This is a genomic window from Cognatishimia maritima, from assembly GCF_900129685.1.
Taxonomy (GTDB): Bacteria; Pseudomonadota; Alphaproteobacteria; order Rhodobacterales; family Rhodobacteraceae; genus Cognatishimia; species Cognatishimia maritima.
Genome location: NZ_FQWM01000004.1, coordinates 236,132 through 258,039, shown reverse-complemented (window position 1 = coordinate 258,039; position 21,908 = coordinate 236,132). Strand labels below are relative to the sequence as shown.

Sequence of the window (21,908 nt, the reverse complement as noted above, 5' to 3'; positions counted from 1 at the left end):
GATCAAACGTCTTTCATCCAGAACTGTAGCTGCTTTTCGGTCTCTTGGGACTGATCAATATCCTTCCAAGTAAACCGTGCGATTGCGTCCAGCACGGGCGCATAGCCGCGCTTGCGCCAAAACGGGTCCAGTGGCGCATATGTAGCCGGTCGCAGAGGGTGATCAGCAGGGCGGATCACGCTACAGAAACATATCTTTCGGAAACCAAACGCTTTGGCGTGCGCCTCTCGGTGATCAAAAAACGCGTGACCGATGCCCTGCCCTCGGTAGCCTGGCAAAAGTACGGATTCGGCACAGTAAAATATTTGGTCTAACGGAATTTGGCAATCGGCAAAAGCAGCCCCAAAATCGTCTGCATGGTCATTCATCGGGGTGCCAGTCGAGGCCCCAACAAGACGCGCTCCATCAAATGCCCCGACCAATACGGCCTGATCGCTCGTTCGGTAGGTCTGCAGATAGTCCCGCTCGTAGGCGAGCGTTCCGTCATATAGATATGGCCAATGGCGAAACACCTCGATGCGCAGCGCAGCGACATCATCCAGTGCGGCGTCCAACTCTGTCCCTGTCAGAACCTGGGTAGAGATCATTGCGACACCTGGCGTATCCATTCTTGCAGATTGTAGTAGGTCGTGACCCGTGTGATCAGACCGTCTTTCAATGTGAAAAATCCACCGGCTGGCAGAACGTATGTCTGGCCATGTGCCTCGGGCAGGCCGGGGTCGGTTTTCAGGTATTGACCGTTCACAACAAACTCCGCCGCGCCGCGCGTACCGTCGACTGAGGCAAAGACAACCATGTCGGTCAGCGTTTCTTTGTAGGTTTCGCTCATATGCGCACAGAAGGTGCCAAAGGCATCTTTGCCCATTCGGCGGTCGCCCTCATTCACGTCATGCACGAAATCATCAGACAGGCAATCTATCATGCCTGCAATGTCACCTGCATTGAAGGCGTCATAGTAGCGGCGAATGGTGGCAAGGCTGTGCTGTTGAGGATCAGACATTTGGGCTCCGCATTGGTGTTAGCAAAGACTAGTCCGATTCAGCCCCATTAGCGTTTGAGAATGCGACACGTTGCATCGGATTACGGCGTTTAGGGCGCGCCCCACGCCTCTTTAAGTCGTGCCAAAATGGCATCTCGTGAAAGACGGTAGGCGTCCATCTTGCTATCGCGAGTCTCGCCCTTGCCTGTTGGATCGGGGATCGGCCAATACTGCAACTCTAGATGAAAGAGCCGCGTCAGCTCCTCTGCTTTTGCATGGCTGGCCGGAGAGAGCGCAATGACCACATCAAAGCTCGACAGTTGCTCGCCCAACTCTTCCAATTCTTCGAAGGACCGGCTGCGATGGCGACTCAGTTCGACGCCGATTTCCTGGCAGACTGAGATTGCAAAACCATCAATTTCCAGATCGTTCTTCAACCCGGCCGACTGGACATAGGTGTCCGTGCCATAAAGTTGTTTCATAATGCCTTCGGCCATCGGGGACCGCACGGCATTGTGGTCACAGCAAAAGAGCACAGACTGAGGAAGGTCAAAGGCCATCAATCAGGCTCCGAAGTGCAGCACACAAATCAATGTAAACAGGCGGCGCGCAGTGTCGTGATCCACATCGGCCTTATCTTTTAGGCGCTCAGCAAGAATGCGTGCGCCTTCATCGTGAATGCCGCGACGGGCCATATCGATGGTTTCAATCTGGCTGGGGGGCATGTTTTTGACCGCGTCGAAATAGCTTTCGCAGATTTGCCAGTAGTCTTTGACAACCTGACGAAACGGTGAAAGGGACAGATGAAATTCCGCCGCCTTTTCACCCGCATTGGTTGCAATGTCAAATACCAGCCGCTTGTCGCGGATCGCCAGTTCTACATTGTATGGGCCGTCAGGAAACTCTCGACCGTCACGTTTTGGCAGGTCAAAGGAGTTCTGTTCGATCAGATCAAAAATCGCAACGCGACGCTCCTGTTCGATCTCAGGCGTCGGGGGTGGCAAATTGCGATCGTCAATTTCAATACGGCTAATGTAGCTCATGGATCAACCTGTACCTCAGTGCGTGAAAAACAGGTAGCCTATGACCACCCCTCGGGCAATGCCGCATCGCCGCATGCGTATTACTGCGGTGCGACTTGGCAACGCGTGCAAAATCACGCAAGAAAGTGAAAACGGAGGCAGGATGGCAGATTACGGTGTTTTTTCCCTTGTGGGGCAACGCGCGCTGGTGACGGGCAGCAGTTCGGGGCTTGGCTTTGAAATCGCCAAATTGCTGGCAGCGGCAGGTGCAGAGGTTTGGGTCAACGGTCGTGATTCGGAGAGGGTGGCAGACGCTTGCTCTCAGATCGGACCACGAGCGCATAGCGCCGTCTTTGATGTATCCGACATAACGCGGGCGCAGGAAACCGTTGCAGAGATTGATGCGGCGGGCGGGCTGACGATCCTCGTGAACAATGTCGGGCTGCGCGACCGTAGAAGCCTGCAGGAGTTCACCGCCGCTGACATTGACCGTCTCCTTAAAGTTGATCTTGCCGCGCCGTTTGCTTTGGCTCAGGTGGCCGCGCGTGGCATGGCAAAACGGGGCTACGGCCGCATTGTGAACATCAGCTCTATCGCAGGTTTAATCGCACAGCCCAGTGACGCGCTTTACACCACGGCAAAGGCGGGCATGAACGGCATGACTAAGGCCTTGGCAGCAGAGTTGGGACCTCAGGGGATCACCGTGAATTCTGTGGCGCCGGGCTTTTTCAAAACCGCGCCAAATGCGCAGGCCATCGAAGACCCCTTCATTGCAAAGCGTCTGGAAATGTCTTCATCTCTTGGCCGCTGGGGCGCACCAGAGGAATTGGCACCCGCGGTGCTCTTTCTGGCGTCACCTGCTGCGAGTTTTATAACAGGGCAGATCTTGGCCGTTGATGGCGGCTACACCGCGCATTTCTGACGCGTTGTTCAGCGCCCTATTTTTGGTTCAACGCCTCAAGCCGCGCCAAAACAGACAGGCCGTGCGCCTCGAGGCTTTCGCTTTTCGCCAATGTGGCCGCTGCCGGGCCGATCGCCCGCAGACTTTCCAGCGTCATCTTCGAAAGCGTTGTCCGCTTAAGGAAGTCCATCACCGAGAGACCAGAGCTAAACCGCGCTGATCGTGCGGTCGGCAGAACGTGGTTTGGACCACCGACATAATCCCCGATGGCTTCCGGCGTGAACTGACCAAGGAAAATCGCCCCCGCATGGGTGATCTTGTCAGACAATGCATCCGGATCGGCAACACAAAGTTCAAGATGTTCCGGCGCGATACGGTTCGAAAGCGCCGCCGCCTGATCCAGATCATCAACCGTGATCACCGCGCCAAAATCGCGCCAGCTTGCCCCAGCAATGGCGCGGCGTTCCAGCGTTTCAAGGCGTTTTTCCACGGCCTGCGCCACGGCTTTGCCAAATCCGTTATCGTCCGTGATCAGGATCGACTGCGCGCTTTCGTCATGTTCCGCCTGGCTGAGCAAATCCAGCGCGATCCAATCCGGATTATTGTCCTTATCCGCAATCACGAGGATCTCGGACGGGCCCGCAATCATGTCGATGCCAACTTTGCCAAACACACGGCGCTTGGCGGCCGCAACAAAGGCGTTGCCCGGGCCTGTGATTTTATCCACGGGTGCGATGGTGTCTGTCCCATAGGCCAGTGCGGCAACAGCCTGCGCGCCACCAATGCGGTAAATTTCATCGACACCCGCCAAACGCGCGGCCAACAGAACCAATGGGTTTGCGATGCCATCTGGTGTTGGCACGACAATCGCAAGGCGCTCTACCCCGGCGACTTTGGCAGGGATCGCGTTCATCAGAACCGAAGACGGATAGCTTGCCAGCCCACCTGGCACGTAAAGACCCGCAGCCGACACGGGCGACCAACGCCAGCCAAGGGTCGCGCCGTTGGCGTCTGCCCAACTGTCATCGGAAGGCATCTGGCGGCTGTGATAAGCGCGGATGCGCTCTGCGGCCAGTTCCAGTGCCGCACGTTCTTCGTCTGATACCTCTGCACAGAAGGCATCAATCTCGGCCTCTGAAAAGCGCAGAGTTTCCGGCGTCAGTTCCAACCGGTCAAACTGAGCGGTCAGTTCCAAAACGGCTGCATCGCCCCGCGCACGCACATCCGCGATGATCTCTGCCACAACGGCGTCCACATCCGGGCTGTCTTCGCGCTTTGCGCCCAGCAGGGCTGTGAACTGGGTTTCAAAATCCGCGTCTTGCGTGTTCAGAAACTGGGGCATGAGGCTCTCCTTTGGGACGCTCTTAGCGATCAACGCGCAGGGTCTCAAGCCTTTGTCGGTGTCAGCGTCTTCCGCATTGGTTGGCCGTCGGACGAATAGCAGGCGACGCGGTCGCCATCGAGTTGCCAGCCGCGCGCAAGATAAAAGGATTCTGCTGTTCTGGAACTGACCAGACTGATCCCAGAATGACCAGCAGCCTGCAGTTCCATTTCCTTGGATTCCAGCAACGCAGTGCTTTGCCCTTTTCCGCGCGCCTCGGGAGCCACGTAAAGCAGCTGGATTTGACCGTCGCTGCTGTAGCACCCGACCGATTGGATTTCGCCACTGGCCACACCAACCCGCATATGGGCACCGGCGTTGATCATGTCCCGGATATGCTGTGGCGATTTGTTGGCAAGCCAGCCTTCAAGCAGGGCAGGTTCATTCTTGTGATCTGCACTGCAAAGCTCTGTGATCGACCGGACTAAGACATCACTTATGGCTTCCGCATCAGTGGCCGTAGCGTCTCGAATGATCGGTGCCGACATCTCGCCTCCGGGGATTTCAGACCTTGTGATCAGGCACCTGTTTTGACGGCGCGACATAGGGCCTGGTCACATCTCTCAATGAAACCTCAAGCGCTTCGACAGATAAGCGCAGCCCGCCATCGCCTGCAAGCGTGATTGTCACCGCGCCGGTCCCATCGTCACCCGCATCAAAACCAAGCGACAGCACGGAAAGGATCATGTCTTTGTCAGTGCGATCCACCCCTTGGCTTGCCACCTTCAGAACGTTTTCGATGACCAACACCGATTGCACCCGTTCTACATCGCGGCGGCGCTTTTCGGCATTGTCGCGATCTTCCCAGCGGAAGCGGTTTAGCAAAATGGCAAAACGACGTTCCTTGGCGCGCCAAGACATTTCCGTCACCGGAAAAACCGCGTCCTGGACCAAGGCGGAAATGACCTGCAGATCATCCCCATCCAGCGCCCCGAGATTCAGCGGCGCCTCACGTCCATCTTCAAATCGTGCGTCTTCGCTCATACGCCCTGCACCCGTTCAATCAATGCCCCGACGCCTTTCAGCTTTTCCTCAAGCCGCTCATAGCCACGGTCCAAATGGTAAACCCGATTGACCAGCGTTTCCCCCTCGGCGGCCAGACCGGCAAGTATCAGGGAAACCGAGGCGCGCAGATCGGTTGCCATCACCGGTGCGCCCTTCAGTTTTTCAACACCATGCACCGTTGCTGTACCACCTGACACTTCGATGTTCGCGCCCATGCGGCCCAATTCCGGCGCGTGCATAAAGCGGTTTTCAAAGATTTTCTCTTCCAGAACCGAGGTGCCTTCTGCCGTGCACATCAGGGCCATCATCTGCGCCTGCAAATCGGTCGGGAAGCCTGGGAAAGGCTCGGTCACAACATCAACCGCTTTCACGCGGCCATTCTTGCGCGCAACCTTCAGACCTTTGTCTGTTTCTTCAACCGTGATCCCGGCGGCATCGAGTTTTTCGCAAAACGCGCCGACAAGGTCGATCCGACCGCCGAGCAGCTCGACTTCGCCACCTGCGATGCACGGCGCAAGCATATAAGTGCCAAGTTCGATCCGGTCGGTGACGACTGCATGGGTCGCACTGCCCAAACGATCCACGCCCTGAATGACGATGTCAGGCGTGCCGTCACCTTCGATCTGCGCCCCCATCGCGCGCAAACAATCTGCAAGGTCAACGATCTCTGGTTCGCGCGCGGCGTTTTTGATGACGGTGGTGCCCTTGGCCAAGGTCGCAGCCATCAGGATGTTTTCCGTGGCTCCAACCGAGGCAAAGCTCAGTTCCATTTCCGCACCCTTTAGCCCGCCGGGCGCTTTGGCATGCAAGTAGCCATCACGCAGCTCGATCTGCGCCCCAAGCTTTTCAAGACCGTAGATGTGCAAATCCATCGGCCGCGCGCCGATCGCACAGCCACCCGGCAAAGAGACAACTGCCTGACCCAGTCGCGCCAGCATCGGACCCAACACAAGGTTGGAGGCGCGCATTTTGCGCACGATCTCATAGTCAGCCACGTGGTTATCCAAATTGTGGCTCGACATGGCGATCACCTTGCCGTCCTGCAAGCTGGAGATTTCCGTCCCCAAGGACTGCAACAACAATGTCATGGTCTTGATGTCGGACAGGCGCGGCGCGTTGGTCAGCGTCAGCGGTTCTTCGCTGAGCAGCGTGGCTGGCATCAGGGTTAGACAGGCGTTTTTGGCCCCGGCAATCGGGATCTGGCCATTCAATGGGCCATTGCCCTTTACAAGTATCGAATCCATGTGCTCTTACCCCTTGTCCTCAGACTCTGCCTCTGCGCCCTCTTGTTCCGCGCTGCGCGCACGGGCCTGCGCCTTGCGACGGCCCATATTGGCCTTCAGCGCCGCCTTCAAGCGCGCTTCGCGTTCTGCAGCCTTGGCAGCTTTGCCTGAGGGTGTTTTTTTGCTCTCCATGCACTTTCCATACATGAGGTCAAAAAAACATTCCAGATGCCCTTGCGCGGGGTGTAATTTGAGTCTAATCACCGCGCCACGGTCGATGAGACAGCGTCCATCACTCCGGCAGCTGCTGCTGTAGCTCAGTGGTAGAGCGCACCCTTGGTAAGGGTGAGGTCGGGAGTTCAATCCTCCCCAGCAGCACCACCTTCAAAGCCGAGCTTGACTTTCCCCCGCGCAAAGAGCGGTCGATTTGCTTCTGCAAATTCCAGTCTTTGCACCCTTCACAGCACCCCGGTTTTCCTGTGACTCAGACACAAAGACGGTAGATTGCTAAAAGCGAGACACCAATCGTGGTATGTACGATTCACATCTTGCTGGCTGGAAAGCCAATAGATTGACTGGTGAAAGAGTGAATTTCCAGAGGGGGGCACAAATGTCAGAGGTCGGTGTTGTTGGGTTAGGTCGAATGGGCAGCGCCATTGCTCTTCGCATGTCTGAACAGGGTCATTCAGTCCTAGGTTGGACACGGAGTCGACGAGAGGTCGAAGGCATCGCCTCTGCGCCTGATCTCGAGACACTTTGTAAGCGATGCGAGACGCTGATCCTCAGCCTCTATGACGACACGGCAGTCGCCGATGTCCTTGATCGCTTGTTGGAGTTGGATCTCACCGGTCGATTGATCATCGACACCAGCACAGTTGTGCCCGATGTCCTGAGAACGCGGATGAATGCGCTTTCGGACAAAGGCGCTACGGCAATTGACGCCCCAATTTCGGGCGGGCCTGAACTGGTAGCAACTGGCAAGTGCGGCATCTTTATAGGCGGTGAGCCTGAGGCCGCAGAGCGCAGCCGCACCTATCTAGCAGCACTATCGGAACGGATATTTCATGTCGGGCCTTTGGGGGCCGGGCTGGCGATGAAGACCGTCAACAATGGCATGATCCAAGTCTATATGACGGGTCTGGGAACGTTCTTGCCTGTGGCCCAAAGGGCGGGTTTGCCGCTAGAAACTGTTCTCCGTATTCTGTGCGGTGGCCCAGCTGGCATGCCCATGGTGCGCGACCGGATCGAAAAAATCCTTGGGCAAGACGATACGGTTGGATTTGATATCGTGTCAGCACTGAAAGATGCGCGGGTTTTTTCGGCTGTCACAGAGTCATACGGCATCTCTGCGCCCATTTTGGAGCTGACGATGGCTCAGATGAGCGAGGCCATAGAGGACGGAGATGGGGACACTGATGTGGCGCGACTATTGGCCCGCGCCTACGCCCGAGGCGCACTGGACAAATAGGTAGCGCGACCCTTGATCAACACGCTGCCATCAACCGATACACGATTTGCGCCGCTGTGAAATCCCACGCAGCATTTCCATCTGGGGCCAGTTCCACCACATCCAGCCCCACGCAACGTCGACCCTTAAGGGCATGTTCTACCAGCCTGAGCGCCTGATAATACCCAAGCCCGCCCGGAACCGGCGTACCGGTGGCAGGCATTTGGCTTGGGTCCAGTCCGTCCACATCAAAGCTGACATAGACGTCTTCGGGAAAGTCCTCTGGCAGATCGACGGCATGCAAATTACCAACCACGAGGTCTTCGGCATCTTTGAAGAAAATGTCATTGGCGACACGACTGTCGGATTCTTGCTGACACAGCGCGCGGACACCAAATTGAGCGAGGCGGATACCTTCTTCGCTGAGCAGATGCATCACCGACGCGTGGCTGTGTTTATTGTCCTGATAGGCGACGCGTAGATCTGCGTGGGCGTCAATTTGCACGATCCCAATCGGGCGCTTCAGCGCGCGCGCGACCCCCATGACTGCGCCATAAGACAGGGAGTGTTCTCCGCCCAGCGTAACTGGAACTTTGCCAGCCTCAACAGCGGCTTGGGTTCGCGCTGCGATGCGCTCCATGACCTCTGGCAAGTCGCCCGAACAATCGACGGGGGCTTCGGTGAAAATACCCTCCGCGCAGGGCTCTTTGCCAACGGTGATCCGCTCAAGTTCGTTGGACGCGTCGATGATGGCTGCAGGTCCGCCTTCAGTGCCAGAGCCATAGGAGACCGTTCGTTCAAGGGGCACCGGAATGATGCGGAATTTGGCATCTTCGGTGCGTTCTTCATGCGATAGTTCACTGTCCAGAAAGATGCTCATGACAGGCGTCCTTTGAAATCTTCGTAGCTGAATTCCCGGATCATCTTCAGATCATCCGAACGGCTGTCCCAGAGCGCGATGGAGGGCAGTGGCACGCCGTTGAAGGTGTTGGTTTTGACCATCGAATAATGCGCTTGATCCAGAAACGCGAACCGTTGACCGACTTTAAGAGGTCCCGGCCAAGTGTAGTCGCCGATCACATCGCCTGCGAGGCAGGACGGCCCCCCAAGGCGATAGGTTTCGCCTTGTTCGACTTCACCCAAAAGGGCTGGCCGGTAGGGCGCTTCAATCACATCGGGCATATGGCAGGTTGCTGAGATATCCGTGATGGCGATTTGCGTGTCGTTGGTGAAGGTATCAAGCACCTCGCCCACCAAAATACCAGCATCCAAAGCCACAGCTTCGCCCGGTTCTATGATCACGTCGATGTCATATTTGGTGCGGATATCTTTAAGCAGATAGATCAGCACGTCGCGGTCGTAATCCGCGCGGGTGATGTGATGACCACCGCCAAAATTCAACCATTTCAATTGCTTGAAATAGGGCTGTAGCTTGTATTCAACCGCAGACCAGATGTGCATCAGGGGCTGAACGCCCTGTTCACACAGCGTGTGGATGTGAATGCCGTCCACCCCGTTTAGGGCCTCTGGCGTCAGCTGGCTGATCGGCGTCCCCAGCCGAGAACACGGCGCAGAGGGGTCGTATTTCGCAACCTCCCCCACAGAATATTGCGGGTTGATGCGCAGCCCAACCTCAACCCCAGCGGCCTGACATTTGGCAAGAAACCGATCTTTTTGCGCCGGGCTGTTAAAGATCACGTGGTCTGACAGCGCGATGATCTCATCTATGTCGCTGTCTTTGTAGCCTGCACAAAAGGTTGCGACCTCGCCGCCGTATTCCTCACGTGCCAGACGCGCTTCATAAATACCACTGGCGCAGATGCCGGGCAGGTATTGGCGCACCAGAGGCGCCAGCGCATACATCGAAAAAGCCTTTAACGCTGCCAGAACTTTGGCCCCAGAGCGATCAGAGACATCTTTCAGAATTTGCAGGTTGGCTTCAACCTTGGCCGCGTCCACAACGAAACTTGGGGACGGCACACGGCTAAGGTCAAACTCGGCAAAGGCTCCGGGATCGCCAGCCTGGGTGGTCATCATGTCAGACATTACGCCTCCTTTCGGAGGCTGCGGGGCTCTGCCCCCAAGGTCGCATTTTTGGAATGCGCCCTCCCCCGGAGTATTTTTGCAAAGGTGAACAGGGGCGCTGCCATGAGCGCCCCGTTTGTCGTTTAGAATTCAACTGGACCGTCGAGTTCATGCACCTGCCAAGGCAGACCCTGGGTGTTGAGCATGTCCATGAAATCATCCGGGTCGAGTTGCTCCATGTTCCAGACGCCCGGTTCTTTCCAGTTGCCTTTCAAAAGCTGCGCCGCGCCAATCATGGCGGGCACACCAGTGGTGTAGGACACGGCTTGCGAACCCACTTCGGCGTAGCATTCTTCGTGGTCACAGATGTTGTAGATGTAATAGGTTTTTTCGCCTGAACCATCCTTGGCCTGACCGGTCGCGATATCGCCAATGCAGGCTTTGCCCTTGGTCAGCGCGCCCAGATCGCCCGGATCAGGCAGCAGGGTTTTCAGGAACTGGATCGGGATGATCTCTTTGCCGTCATGCATCACCGGATCAATCCGGGTCATGCCGACATTTTCCAGCACTTTGGCGTGCATGATGTAGGCATCGCCGAAGGTCATCCAGAAACGCGCGCGCTCGATCTCGGGGAAGTGGGTAGAGAGCGACTCCAACTCCTCGTGATACATCTGGTACATGTTTTTCACGCCCACGCCGGGGAAGTCGAATTCCACCTTGGTCGACATCGCCGGGCTTGTCAGCCACTCGCCATTTTCCCAATGGCGCACCTCTGCCAGCACTTCACGTAGGTTGATTTCCGGGTTGAAGTTCGTAGCGAAGGCTTGGCCATTGTCACCGCCGTTGGCATCCAGCACATCAATCTGGCGGATGGTGTCCAGCTTGTGCTTTTTGAGCCACGTGGCAAAAACAGAGGTCACCCCCGGATCAAATCCAGAACCGAGGATCGCCGTCAGGCCGGCCTCTTTGAATTTGTCCTGATAGGCCCATTGCCAGTGATATTCGAATTTGGCGACATCTTCGGGTTCGTAGTTCGCGGTGTCCAGATAGTGGCAGCCCGCCTCTAGACACGCATCCATCAGAACCAGATCCTGATAGGGCAGCGCGAGGTTCACGAGGATCTCAGCACCCGTTTCCTTGATCAGGGCCACTGTCGCTGCGACATCATTGGCGTCCAGTTCTGCGGTTTTGATCTCAACACCCACGCGCTCCTTAACCGAAGCAGCAATTGCGTCGCATTTCGACTTGGTCCGACTGGCGAGGGTGATCTCGGTAAAAATGTCAGCATTCATTGCCATTTTGTGGACGGCTGCGTGCGACACGCCCCCTGCCCCAACGACGAGTGTTTTACCCATACTCATTCCCCCATGGTTCCAAGGTTGATTGGTGATCATTCATAATAAGTGTAGCCATTGATGGACTCGCGATAAGCATCCATCAAGACTTTGCGGTCTTTTGACTTAATGCGGCGGGTCGAGATCGCCTCGTCCACCATCTTGCGGAATTCGGCAACGCAATCTTGTGGGTCAAACTCGACATAGGACATGACCTCGGAGATGGTGTCGCCTTCCTGTTCGTGCAAGAGGTCAAAGCCACCGTCGTCACGCAGATCGATGGTCACCACATTGGTGTCGCCAAAAAGGTTGTGCAAGTCACCCAGAGTTTCCTGATAAGCGCCAACAAAGAAAACACCCAGATAATATGGTTTGTTTTCGGGCAGGGTGTGGACCGGCAAGGACCGCTTGACGCCATCGGCCAGAATAAAGCGATCCACTTTCCCATCGCTGTCACAGGTGATGTCTGTCAACACGGCATGGCGATCCGGCGGAGTGTGCAGCATCTGCAACGGCACAATCGGGTGCAGCTGGTCGATGGCCCAGACGTCTGGCAAGGATTGGAACAGCGAAAAGTTGCAGTGATAGATGTCGGCCAACTGGGTCAGCTGGTCGTCGCTGATGGCGATATCATCAAAGCCCGCATGCTGTTTGATCCGCGCCATTAGGTGCAGATAAATCCGTTCGGCCCGTGCCATCTGCCGCAGGTCAATGGAACCGCGGTGAAACAGCGCGCGTAATTCGTTGCGGTAGAAGTTGGCGTCGTTCCAGCACTCTTGCAGGCGTTCGCCAGAAATATACTCCGTGATCGCAAGCAGGTCAGAGATCAGGTGGTGGTCGTTCTCTTGGGCTTTGGGAGCGGTCGGCGCATCGTAATGCGTGGCCTCCAGAACGTTGAAGATCAGCATCGACGACGTCGCCACAACCGCGCGGCCGCTTTCCGTTACCAGCGTCGGGTGATCCACACCTGCTTCGTCCATTGCGTATTTCACCGTCTCAACGACATTGGTGCAATATTCACGCATGGTATAGTTGATCGAGCTTTCCGTCGCCCGCTTTTCGCCGGTGTAATCGACACCCAGACCGCCGCCCAAATCAAGATGGGTTAGTGGCACGCCTTCGCCTGTCAGTTCTGTATAGAACCGGCACGCTTCGTTCACAGCGCGGCGCACGTCGTTCACATCGGGCACCTGACTGCCAAGGTGGCTGTGCTGCAACTTAAGACAATGCAACAGGCCTGCATCGCGCAGCTTGTCGACCATAGACACAAGCTGGTCCGTGTTCAGCCCAAAAGCAGAGCGGTCACCAGAACTTTTTTCCCATTTCCCGGAAATTTGGTTGGTCAGCTTCACGCGCACGCCAAGCATCGGATCGACGTCCAATTCGCTGGCGACTTCAATGACCGTTTCGACCTCTTTCGGGCTTTCGAGCACGATGACCGTGTTAAAACCCAGCTTGCGCGACAGAATGGCGAGGCGGATGAATTCTTCGTCTTTGATGCCATTACAGACAATCAGCGCGTCTTTGGCCAAACGATGCGCAAGCGCAATCACCAGCTCTGGTTTAGAACCTGCCTCTAGCCCGTAATCATATGGCCGACCGAATTCGACGATGCGGTCGACAACCTGCGCCTGTTGGTTCACCTTGATCGGGAACACACCGCGATATTTACCCTGAAAGCCAACCCGTTCAATCGCCTGTTGGAAGCATTCGTTCATGTGGCGAATTTCGTGCTCCAGATAGGACGAGACGCGCAACACTATTGGCACCTGAATGCCGCGATCGTCCAGATCCTCCAGAATATCCGGCAAGCTGACAGCCGGCGCTGAGGGGTTCATCGGGTTCTTAAGCGCGATCTCTCCCGCGTCGTCGACGACGATCAGATCACGGCCCCATTTGTTGATCCCATAGATGTCATGCGGCACGGCGTAAGTTTTGTTCAATTCAGTGCCCTCCGGTGACAGACTGAGACGCGCATTAGATGGCGCGGTGTAGGGGGGAATCGCAATTTTTCCAAGCAAAAAGTCTCATCTTCACGCGATGCAAAGCGAAGGCAGATCGCAGAGGGCTTTGGCTCAATTTAGTGAAGCAGATCGGACAATTGCGTCGCGCACTCTTGCAGAAGACCCACGTATTCCACGGCGCGCGGCAATGGGAACCGTTGTTCTGGCGCGTGTACGGACAGCGTCGAGACAAGGCGGCCATTGCCATCAAGTATGGGCACCGCCACAGCCGTCATCCCGTCCATGAATTCGCAACGATCCAGAGAATAGCCAACCTCGCGAATATTGCGGATTTCTTCGATCAGCGTATCCGGTCGTGTGATGGTCGCTTTGGTCTTCGCCACCATCGGCGTTGCGTTGGCGTAGTTTTTAAGATGTCGGTTATCCAAGGAACTCAGATACATCTTGCCAGATGCCGTGCAATAAAAAGGAACACGCGTCCCGATAGGAAGCTGAATGCGCAGGGGCCATTTGGTTTCCACGCGATCCAGATAAATCATCGCGTCGCGATCCGGGAGCGCGATATTACAAGTCTCTCCCACCTGATCGGCCAATTTCGCCAGCACAGCCACGCGTGCAGTCCGAATGCGCAGGGAAGATATGATGCCGGTCGACATCTGCCGCACCCGCAGCCCCGGCGAATAGGCCCGTCCATCGATTTCGCGCTGGATAAACCCTTCGGCTTCAAGTGTGGAAAACAGCCGATGGATAGTAGGTTTGGGGAGGCCGAGGGGTTGGTTCACCTCTGTCGGTGTCACAGGGACCCCGGCCTTTGCCATGGCTTCCAGTACCAGCAATAAGCGCAGATTTGTTGGAATTCCGCCTTCTTTGCCCGTACCGTCAGCCATGGTTACCCTTTCGTTCTAATCGCGTCCTAACCTGCTGCCGGGATCAACATTGTCGACAAGGCTGGAACCAGCGAGACAATGATCCATACCGCGAGCAGCGAGAACAGGTAAGGCACCGTGTACCGCAACAAGCGGAAATATGGCACCCCTGTCACGCCTGACGCAACATAAAGGTTAAGCCCATAGGGCGGCGTGATGAAGCCGATCGAAGCACCGACCAAGAAGATCACACCAAACTGTACGGGTTCAACGCCGACAGAATGGGCAATCGGGGCCAAAATCGGGGCCAGAATGATGGTCACAGGCAGAGATTCAAGCACCATGCCGGCGACAAACACAATCGCCATCGAGGTAAAGAGAACCGCGTAGTAACCGCCCATGCCGCGCACAAAATCACCAATGATCTCTTGCGCCCCAAGTACCGACAGGATCTGCTGCATCACAACAGAAACGGCAATCAGCGGTGCAAGAATACCAGCGATCTGGGCAGATCGCATCGTGATCGAGGGCACTTCCCACGGCGTAAAGCCTTTGACCACAAGATACTCTCCAATCCCCCGTTCTGAGAAATCGCGCTCTTCTGATGGGGATCCCATCATCTTGAAGATCGGCAAAGACACAAATCCGACGATGATACAGAAACCGACGGTCACGCCCGCGGCTTCGGTCGGAGAGAACTTACCGGTATAGATGCCCCAAAGCACCAGACCGATGGCAAAGAAGCCAAGCCATGCTCCAACAGCGGTTTTGAACACGCGCCCAAACTGCAGTTTGATCAGGTAACCCCAGCCATTGCGCGTACAAATCACAAAAGCCACCGCCATCATGGCAAAGACCATCATGGCCCCGGGAATGATCCCAGCCACGAAAAGCTCTGAAATCGGCAGGTTCAACAAGAAGCCATAAACGATGAAGATGATTGAGGGCGGGATGATGATCCCAACCGTACCACCTGCTGCTGCGGTCGCCGCAGAAAAGCGCTCGTCATAGCCACCTTTCACCATTTCCGGGTGCAACATGGAACCGATGGTCGCTGTCGTGGCCGAGTTCGATCCCGAGATCGCAGCGAAGAGACCGCACGCCCCAAGTGAAGCCATCGCCAGACCGCCCCGTAGCCAGCCAAGGCACGAATAGGCAAAGTCCGACAAACGCCGCGCAATCCCAGATCGGTTGATCAAGTCCCCCGTCAGAATAAAGAGCGGCATCGCCAACAGGGCAAAACCGTCCGTAAAGACGTCCCCCAATGCTGCCCCGGTGTTGATCAAAGGCAGGCCGAGCACAAAGCTCATGCCGATCACCCAATAGCCGATCACCAGAAAAACCGGCACGCCGAGCATGAAAAAGAAGGTCACCCCAAGAGAGATGATTGTAATCCAAGTACTGTCCGTCATTGTTCCAATTCCTTCCCTCAGCCTTCGCCAATCGCGGCCTGCTTGATCAGCGGCTCACCGCTGCGCAGGTTCTCGATGTCTTCAAGGTAATTTTCCATCGCGCGCCCGGTCACCAGCACAAAGGCCAAGGGGACCGACACAAGGAACCACCACTGAAGGATGTTGTCTGTGCCCAGCAAGATCTGGAAGTTCGAAGCCGAGTTCATGGCAACCTGCGTCGAGGTTGTGATCACGACCCATGAGAAACCCAGCCAAAGGATGAAATCCAGCGTCAGGCAGGCGAATTGCATGCCACGCGGCATGTTTGCCCTGAACTCGGCAAAAGCGAGGTGCGTGCGCAGCTTCACGTTATAGGCGCAACCAAACCATGTCATGATCAGGAACAAAAATGGTGGAATGGTCGTGGACCACGGGGCCTGCACACCCAACACAAACCGCCGGAACACTTCGACAAAGATAATGGTCCCTATCAACAGGTATGTTGACACCATGATCGTGGATTCAAAATTTCTCTCAACCCATGGGATGTGCTTGTAAAGGTACAGAAAAAATAGACCGCCCAATACGGTAATCAGCCCTCCCATGATCCAGGCCGCTGGCCCTTGAAAGGCTTCGCTCATCATCCACGCATCGTTCGCAAAAGTTGCGCTGATGATTTCGAGCATATCGTTGACAATAGTCGACATAATCCGTCTCCTCCCTGAGACCGAGCCTAACGCGTTTGTCTGATGTCACTAGAAAAATATTGTGGCGGCAGGACATGTCCTGCCGCCGACAGTGCAAATTACGCTTTCCACCAACGACGCGGTTCGACGTTTTCTGGCAGCATATCTGCTGGCACTTCGCGTGCGACGCGGTGCAGTTCAGTGTATGTGTCCATACCACCTGCCCAGTTATTGATCCGCTCGCGCCACTGATCCCAAGCCGCTGGCTGGAATTCTGGTGAACACATTTCTTCAGCCATCTTGATCTGATCCTCTGCGAGGAATGCGTTGCGCACGTTGTTCTGTGCGAAGATCGTGTTTGGCAGTTGCGGGTCAGAGAAACCAACGGTTTTGACAAGCGCAGCTTCGTTGGCGGCCTGAACGTGGACCTGCGCCAGGTAGGCGGATTCCATGACCGCATCCTGCAGATACCCTTCAAGGCTGTTAAATACCTTGGCAGACATCGCCGTGTGCTCTGTGCCGCAGAAGAATTTCAGATCAACAGACTGAGAGACAACCGGCGACATGTTCGCATATGCCACAGCAGACGCCCAGGTTTCTGCACCGTCGATCAGGCCAGTTTTCAGACCATCAAGGGTTTCTTCCCAAGCAACAGGAACCGGGTTCAGGTTCAGAAGCTGCATCGCGATACGGCCAAGTTGTGTCCCCGTGACGCGGTTCTTCGTACCGAACAGTTCTTCAAGCTTCGTAACGGTCGGCTTGTCCGAGAAGTTCGATCCCAACTGGATGCCACGCAATTCGCAGTGGCTAAAGAGGAACTTCAAGCCATGACGCTTTTCGAACGGGTCACGCAGAATCGCATTTGATTCCGGGCTGTACATGAAATGGTACTGAGACGCGCGGCCCGGGAAAACATAAGCGTAGTCCAGCACGTTCAGATAGGGCGCACCGCCTGCTGAGTTCTGAGTCGACGCGGCGTAGATGTCGACAATGCCGTTTTGCGTTTTTTCAACGCAGGACAGCTGGCCACAAATCTGGTTGTCGCCGATGAATTCAACGCGAATTTCACCGTCTGTGCGGGATTCAAGATCGCGTGCGAATTCCAAGCAGCCCGCGCGTTCGATCAAAAGGTTGCGTGCGTTAAAACCCGCAGCACCAAATTTTAACGTGTGCTTAGCTTCTTTGGCGTAGCGCTTTTCATAGGTCGACTCGACCGCTTTGGCCAAAGACGGCAACGTCACAGTGCCGGTAAATGCGCCCGCTGCAAGAAGCGTTGACGACATACCGTACTGGCCCGCGAGCTTAAAAAGATCGCGCCGTGAAATCCCACTGAGCTTGTCAGAGACTTTCATGAACTTTCCTCCCTGTTCATTTTTTGAGACTTGCAGTATCATTTTTATTCATTTATGAAATTAATGCAAGGAAAACATTCGACGGTCGAATTGCCACTGGGAGGAGCGCATGAGTCCTATGAAAGCCGATTACATTGTCGTTGGTGCAGGGTCTGCTGGATGCGTGGTTGCAAACCGCCTAAGTGCGGACCCATCCGTCAACGTCGTCCTCCTCGAAGCGGGCGGCCGCGACATCAATCCGTGGATTCATATCCCGGTCGGGTATTTCAAAACGATCCACAATCCGTCAGTCGACTGGTGCTACAAAACCGAACCTGATCCGGGTCTGGACGGTCGCTCCATTGAATGGCCGCGCGGCAAGGTTCTCGGAGGGTCATCATCCCTCAACGGATTGCTGTATGTCCGTGGTCAAGCACAAGACTACGACAGATGGGCCCAAATGGGCAATAGCGGTTGGAGTTGGCAGGATGTGCTGCCCTTGTTCAAACGCGCCGAAAACAACGAACGCGGTGCCGATGAATACCATGGCGACCAAGGGCCCTTGTCCGTCTCCAACATGCGAATCTCGCGTCCAATCACGGACGCTTGGGTCGCTGCCGCGCAGGCGGCAGGCTATCCCTACAATCCGGACTACAACGGAGCAACCCAAGAAGGCGTGGGTTATTTCCAACTGACCTCTCGCAATGGGCGTCGGTGCAGTTCTGCCGTGGCATACCTAAACCCTGTCAAAGATCGTAAGAACCTCAAGATCATCACTCATGCCCTTGTGGAGCGCGTGGAAATGGACGGCACCAAGGTCACCGGGGTTACATACAAAGACCGCTCTGGTCGCTCTAACACCATTGATGTCACACGAGAGGTCATTCTCTCTGGCGGCGCGATCAACTCTCCGCAGATTCTAATGCTGTCTGGCATCGGCGAAGGCGAGCAACTGAAAGCGAACGGGATAGAGGTCAAAAAAGACCTGCCCGGTGTTGGTAAAAACTTGCAGGATCACTTGCAGGCGCGTTTGGTTTACAAATGCAATGAACCGACCCTGAACGATGAGGTGCGCACGCTTTACCGGCAGGCCTTTATTGCCCTGAAATACGCAATGTATCGCGCTGGTCCGATGACCATGGCCGCCTCTTTGGCCTGTGGCTTTATGAAAACGCGACCTGATCTGGAAACGCCAGATATTCAGTTCCACGTTCAACCACTTTCAGCCGAGAACCCCGGTAAAGGCGCCGATCCTTTTTCGGCCTTCACGATGTCGGTCTGCCAGTTGCGGCCCGAATCCAAGGGTGAGATCAAGATCGTGTCACGTGATCCGACTGTTTATCCGAAAATTTACGGCAACTACCTGTCGACGGAAACCGACTGCCGCACGGTCGTCGCAGGCGTGAATATCGCGCGCACGATTGCGCGGCACGCCCCGCTGACGTCAAAAATTTCCGAGGAATACCGCCCTCGTCCCGATCTTGATATGGACGACTATGATGCGACGCTACTCTGGGCAAGGCGCAACACCGCCTCGATTTATCACCCGACAGGCACCTGCAAGATGGGCAATGACAAGATGGCCGTGGTTGATGATCGACTTCGCGTTCATGGCATCCAGGGTCTGCGCGTTGCGGATTGTTCTATCATGCCTGAGATCGTCTCGGGCAATACAAATGCCCCTGCGATTATGATCGGCGAAAAGATTTCAGATCTGATCAAAGAAGACCATAAACAGGCGAGCTGACTCCTCCCTCGCCTCCCACGCTGCCTCGATTCCTTATCATCAGAGTGCAGCCTGCGCCCCGACATTCCCGTCCATCGATGTCGGGGCGCGTTATCCACCTCACGTTTCATTTCATTGACATTCCGGCCTTGCGGTCGTCGGTGCCGACTGCATACGTTAGCGCTCACAATGGAGAGGCACAGCATGGCATCACCGACACGGCTTTGGCTTGCGATTACCGCAGCATTCATGGTGAACGGCGCGTTTTACGGCGTCTGGGCCGCGCGTATTCCTGCGATTGCTCAGGAGTTTGCACTCAGCCATCGAGACTTGGGGCTCTTGCTCTTGTTGCTTGCCCTTGGCGCGATCCTTTGCTTTCCGATTGCAGGCCGCATGTCAGATCGACACGGAGCGCCATTAGTCACGCGGCTACTGACATTGGGCAAAGCGGTCTCAATGCTTGGGCTGGCCCACTCGCCAAATGTCAGCACGCTGGCGCTCTCGCTGTTCTGTTTCGGCGCTTGCCACGGTGGGATGGACGTGGCGATGAACGCATGGGGCGCTGACGTTGAACGTGCAGCCAAACGCACTTGGATGCCCAGTTTTCATGCCATGTGGAGCCTTGGCGCAGGGCTCGGCGCGCTTTCCGGCTTTGCTGCGGTTTCCGCAGATCTCACCTACACCACGCACTTTCTTTTCACATTGGTCCTTGTGCCGCTACTAGGCTTCTGGGGTATGAACATCCGCTGGGAGCAGTCAACGCGCGGCGCTTCTCCAAAGAAATCATCCTGGTTTCCTTTGCCCCGCGGCATGTTGCTGCTGGTCGGGGTTTTCGCTGCCTGCACAACAATCGGCGAAGGCGCGATGGCGGATTGGAGCGCGATTTACCTGCTTGAGGTCGCCCAAACCGCAGAACATATCGCGCCACTGGGGCTGGCGGTTTTTTCCAGCGCGATGGTGTTCATGCGCCTTTTGGGAGGGATCGTGATCGCCAAACTGGGACCAACCCAAGCCGCCATTACAAGCGGGATCGCTGCCGTTTTGGGCACAGGAATCGTGGTTTTTGGCGCGTCCACCGCCATTCTCATGTTGGGTTTCATCGCCATGGGATTTGGCTACGCCCTAGCAATGCCCATTGCCTTTAGTCGGGCAGGCAACGACCCGCACACGCCCCCTGCCCAGGCGATCGCAAGCGTTGCGACCTTGGGCTACGGCGGCATATTGCTAGGCCCGCCGGTGATAGGGTTTCTGTCCGAGTTTGTATCTTTGCGCGGCGCGTTTGGCGTGTTGCTGGCATTGGCGCTGCTGATGCTGGTGATCGCACCGACCATTCGCGCCGATGCAACCGAGGCCGAAGACCTTGCCTAGGCGGCAGCCCAATCAACATCATCTGCCCGTTCGATGGTCAGTTTTCCGTTTGGCCAAGGCTGCATCAGGTCTTCCACCTCTTTAACGGTTCCGTTGAGCCAAAGGTCAACATCCTGCGGCTTAAGCAGAACACCCATACGGTGATGGATCGGGCGCAGGTCGTCGTTGGGTTCGCAGGTGACCATAGCGGCTTGCTTGACCTCTCGACCACCCGGCGCGGTCCAGACATCGGTGATGGCTGCAAAGATCAGAGGCACCTCGCCTGATATGCGCCAAGCGGTTTTCTTGCGTGCCTCACCTGTCCATTCATACCAGCCATCCACCACAACAACCGCGCGTCCAACGCCGTCAAAGGCGGATTTTTCAAAAACCGTTTCCGAGCGCGCGTTGATAATGGTTTCCATCACGGGACGCCCACGCGCATTCACCCGCCCAACCGGTACAATGCCCCAACGCATTTCTTCGAACCCGGCGTCCGTCAGCGCAATAATATTTTGCCCCGGCTGTATGTTCCGGCGCGGTTCCTGCCTGGGGACGCCATCTCGCCCGACGCCAAGCCAATGCGCGATGTCCTCCAACGGTGTCGTCAGAAACAAGCGCCCCGGCATGATTAGTCGCCTTTGCTTTGCGCTATGAGCTCCAGAACATATGGTCCCAACACATCAACGATCAGCGCCACACCCTTAGCATTCGGGTGAATACCATCGGCCTGTATGAGGCCTTGCACCTCTGCCGGGTCAACCGAACCAAGCCCCTCAAGAAAACTGGGGGCCAGCAGCGCGTCGTATTGGTCTGCCAGTTCCGCATACATGCCGTCAAACGCTGCCTTATACTCTGGTCCGAAATTGCCAGGGGCCTGCATGCCAATCAGCAGCACGTCGACATCCTGATCGACCGCCGCCTGCAAAATGCCCGCGAGGTTCTCTTTCGAGGACGCAGGATCAATCCCACGCAGCATATCATTCCCACCAAGCGCAACGATCATTGCGTCGACCTCTGGCGTCAGCGTCCACGCCGCCCGCGCCAAACCGCCCGCGGTGGTGTCGCCGGACACGCCCGCATTGATCAATGTGACCTCTGCGCCGTTCCTTTCCAGCCACGCCTGCATTTGCGGCACAAAGCCCTGTTCGGCTTGCAAACCATAGCCTTGGGTCAAGCTATCGCCCATGGCGGCGATGGTCACTGGCTCTGCAAAAGCAGCAGTAACAGACAGCAAAAGCGCGGCAATCGCCTTGCTCATGACAGGACGAACACCATAT

Annotated in this window: 23 protein-coding genes and 1 tRNA gene; 5 read left to right on the top strand and 19 right to left on the bottom strand. The window is 56.1% G+C overall.

Annotated features, from left to right (window positions below; translation table 11 throughout):
- Positions 1-2 precede the first annotated feature (2 nt).
- From BUA39_RS11130 to BUA39_RS11115, 4 genes are all read right to left on the bottom strand, one after another.
- Positions 3-587, bottom strand: coding sequence for a GNAT family N-acetyltransferase (locus BUA39_RS11130; protein ID WP_072793275.1), 585 nt, complete (start codon positions 585-587; stop codon positions 3-5).
- Positions 584-1,000 (bottom strand): ketosteroid isomerase-related protein, encoded by a 417-nt coding sequence (locus BUA39_RS11125; RefSeq protein WP_072793274.1) that lies wholly within the window; start codon positions 998-1,000, stop codon positions 584-586. The genes BUA39_RS11130 and BUA39_RS11125 overlap by 4 nt, the downstream gene beginning before the upstream one ends.
- A gap of 89 nt (positions 1,001-1,089) precedes the next feature.
- A complete protein-coding gene (locus BUA39_RS11120; protein ID WP_072793273.1) occupies positions 1,090-1,539 on the bottom strand; it encodes an arsenate-mycothiol transferase ArsC in 450 nt (149 codons plus the stop codon).
- 3 nt (positions 1,540-1,542) lie between these two features.
- The gene (locus BUA39_RS11115) at positions 1,543-2,022 is read right to left on the bottom strand and encodes a UPF0262 family protein (protein ID WP_072793272.1); all 480 of its coding nucleotides are present in this window, start codon (positions 2,020-2,022) and stop codon (positions 1,543-1,545) included.
- 142 nt (positions 2,023-2,164) lie between these two features.
- On the opposite strand from BUA39_RS11115, the gene BUA39_RS11110 reads away from it, so the two are divergent.
- Positions 2,165-2,923 (top strand): SDR family oxidoreductase, encoded by a 759-nt coding sequence (locus tag BUA39_RS11110; RefSeq protein WP_072793308.1) that lies wholly within the window; start codon positions 2,165-2,167, stop codon positions 2,921-2,923.
- 16 nt (positions 2,924-2,939) lie between these two features.
- On the opposite strand, the gene hisD is transcribed toward BUA39_RS11110, so the two are convergent.
- Genes hisD through BUA39_RS16835 form a run of 5 tightly spaced genes read right to left on the bottom strand, consistent with a single transcriptional unit; the run spans position 2,940 to position 6,703 of the window.
- Complete coding sequence (hisD, locus tag BUA39_RS11105; RefSeq protein ID WP_072793271.1) at positions 2,940-4,244, bottom strand: histidinol dehydrogenase; 1,305 nt, start codon at positions 4,242-4,244, stop codon at positions 2,940-2,942.
- Positions 4,245-4,288: 44 nt separating this feature from the next.
- Positions 4,289-4,771 carry a GNAT family N-acetyltransferase gene (locus tag BUA39_RS11100; RefSeq protein ID WP_072793270.1) on the bottom strand — a complete coding sequence of 161 codons (483 nt, stop codon included), beginning with the start codon at positions 4,769-4,771 and terminating at the stop codon, positions 4,289-4,291.
- Positions 4,772-4,787: 16 nt separating this feature from the next.
- Positions 4,788-5,267, bottom strand: a complete 480-nt coding sequence (locus BUA39_RS11095) for a DUF2948 family protein (protein WP_072793269.1) — start codon at positions 5,265-5,267, stop codon at positions 4,788-4,790.
- The gene (murA, locus tag BUA39_RS11090) at positions 5,264-6,532 is read right to left on the bottom strand and encodes a UDP-N-acetylglucosamine 1-carboxyvinyltransferase (RefSeq protein ID WP_072793268.1); all 1,269 of its coding nucleotides are present in this window, start codon (positions 6,530-6,532) and stop codon (positions 5,264-5,266) included. Before murA ends, BUA39_RS11095 begins: the two co-directional genes overlap by 4 nt.
- Positions 6,533-6,538: 6 nt before the next feature.
- Positions 6,539-6,703, bottom strand: coding sequence for a hypothetical protein (locus BUA39_RS16835; protein WP_165610522.1), 165 nt, complete (start codon positions 6,701-6,703; stop codon positions 6,539-6,541).
- 114 nt (positions 6,704-6,817) lie between these two features.
- Between BUA39_RS16835 and BUA39_RS11080 the strand changes: the two genes are divergently transcribed.
- A tRNA-Thr gene (locus BUA39_RS11080) sits at positions 6,818-6,892 on the top strand.
- A gap of 151 nt (positions 6,893-7,043) precedes the next feature.
- The gene (locus tag BUA39_RS11075) at positions 7,044-7,979 is read left to right on the top strand and encodes an NAD(P)-dependent oxidoreductase (RefSeq protein ID WP_084604930.1); all 936 of its coding nucleotides are present in this window, start codon (positions 7,044-7,046) and stop codon (positions 7,977-7,979) included.
- Between the two features lie 16 nt (positions 7,980-7,995).
- Here BUA39_RS11075 and speB read toward each other — a convergent pair whose 3' ends face one another.
- The 8 genes from speB to BUA39_RS11035 form a co-directional block, all read right to left on the bottom strand.
- Positions 7,996-8,838: an agmatinase gene (speB, locus tag BUA39_RS11070; protein WP_072793265.1), complete on the bottom strand. Its 843-nt coding sequence runs from the start codon at positions 8,836-8,838 to the stop codon at positions 7,996-7,998.
- A complete protein-coding gene (gene nspC, locus BUA39_RS11065) occupies positions 8,835-10,004 on the bottom strand; it encodes a carboxynorspermidine decarboxylase (protein ID WP_072793264.1) in 1,170 nt (389 codons plus the stop codon). The genes speB and nspC overlap by 4 nt, the downstream gene beginning before the upstream one ends.
- A 122-nt stretch (positions 10,005-10,126) precedes the next feature.
- Entirely contained in the window at positions 10,127-11,338 is a 1,212-nt protein-coding gene (locus BUA39_RS11060) for a saccharopine dehydrogenase family protein (RefSeq protein WP_072793263.1), read from the bottom strand.
- Between the two features lie 35 nt (positions 11,339-11,373).
- Entirely contained in the window at positions 11,374-13,260 is a 1,887-nt protein-coding gene (gene speA, locus BUA39_RS11055) for a biosynthetic arginine decarboxylase (RefSeq protein ID WP_072793307.1), read from the bottom strand.
- Positions 13,261-13,397: 137 nt separating this feature from the next.
- A complete protein-coding gene (locus BUA39_RS11050; protein WP_072793262.1) occupies positions 13,398-14,168 on the bottom strand; it encodes an IclR family transcriptional regulator in 771 nt (256 codons plus the stop codon).
- 26 nt (positions 14,169-14,194) lie between these two features.
- Entirely contained in the window at positions 14,195-15,559 is a 1,365-nt protein-coding gene (locus tag BUA39_RS11045) for a TRAP transporter large permease (protein WP_072793261.1), read from the bottom strand.
- A gap of 17 nt (positions 15,560-15,576) precedes the next feature.
- Positions 15,577-16,245, bottom strand: a complete 669-nt coding sequence (locus tag BUA39_RS11040) for a TRAP transporter small permease (RefSeq protein ID WP_072793260.1) — start codon at positions 16,243-16,245, stop codon at positions 15,577-15,579.
- Positions 16,246-16,343: 98 nt separating this feature from the next.
- The gene (locus BUA39_RS11035; protein WP_072793259.1) at positions 16,344-17,576 is read right to left on the bottom strand and encodes a TRAP transporter substrate-binding protein; all 1,233 of its coding nucleotides are present in this window, start codon (positions 17,574-17,576) and stop codon (positions 16,344-16,346) included.
- Between the two features lie 118 nt (positions 17,577-17,694).
- On the opposite strand from BUA39_RS11035, the gene BUA39_RS11030 reads away from it, so the two are divergent.
- Both BUA39_RS11030 and BUA39_RS11025 read left to right on the top strand, forming a co-directional pair.
- Positions 17,695-19,302 carry a GMC family oxidoreductase gene (locus BUA39_RS11030; RefSeq protein WP_072793258.1) on the top strand — a complete coding sequence of 536 codons (1,608 nt, stop codon included), beginning with the start codon at positions 17,695-17,697 and terminating at the stop codon, positions 19,300-19,302.
- A gap of 183 nt (positions 19,303-19,485) precedes the next feature.
- Positions 19,486-20,649 (top strand): MFS transporter, encoded by a 1,164-nt coding sequence (locus BUA39_RS11025; protein WP_072793257.1) that lies wholly within the window; start codon positions 19,486-19,488, stop codon positions 20,647-20,649.
- Here the strand turns inward: BUA39_RS11025 and BUA39_RS11020 are convergent.
- The gene (locus BUA39_RS11020; protein ID WP_072793256.1) at positions 20,646-21,257 is read right to left on the bottom strand and encodes an SOS response-associated peptidase; all 612 of its coding nucleotides are present in this window, start codon (positions 21,255-21,257) and stop codon (positions 20,646-20,648) included. The genes BUA39_RS11025 and BUA39_RS11020 overlap by 4 nt on opposite strands.
- Before the next feature lie 2 nt (positions 21,258-21,259).
- A complete protein-coding gene (locus BUA39_RS11015) occupies positions 21,260-21,889 on the bottom strand; it encodes an arylesterase (RefSeq protein WP_072793255.1) in 630 nt (209 codons plus the stop codon).
- Positions 21,890-21,908 lie beyond the last annotated feature (19 nt).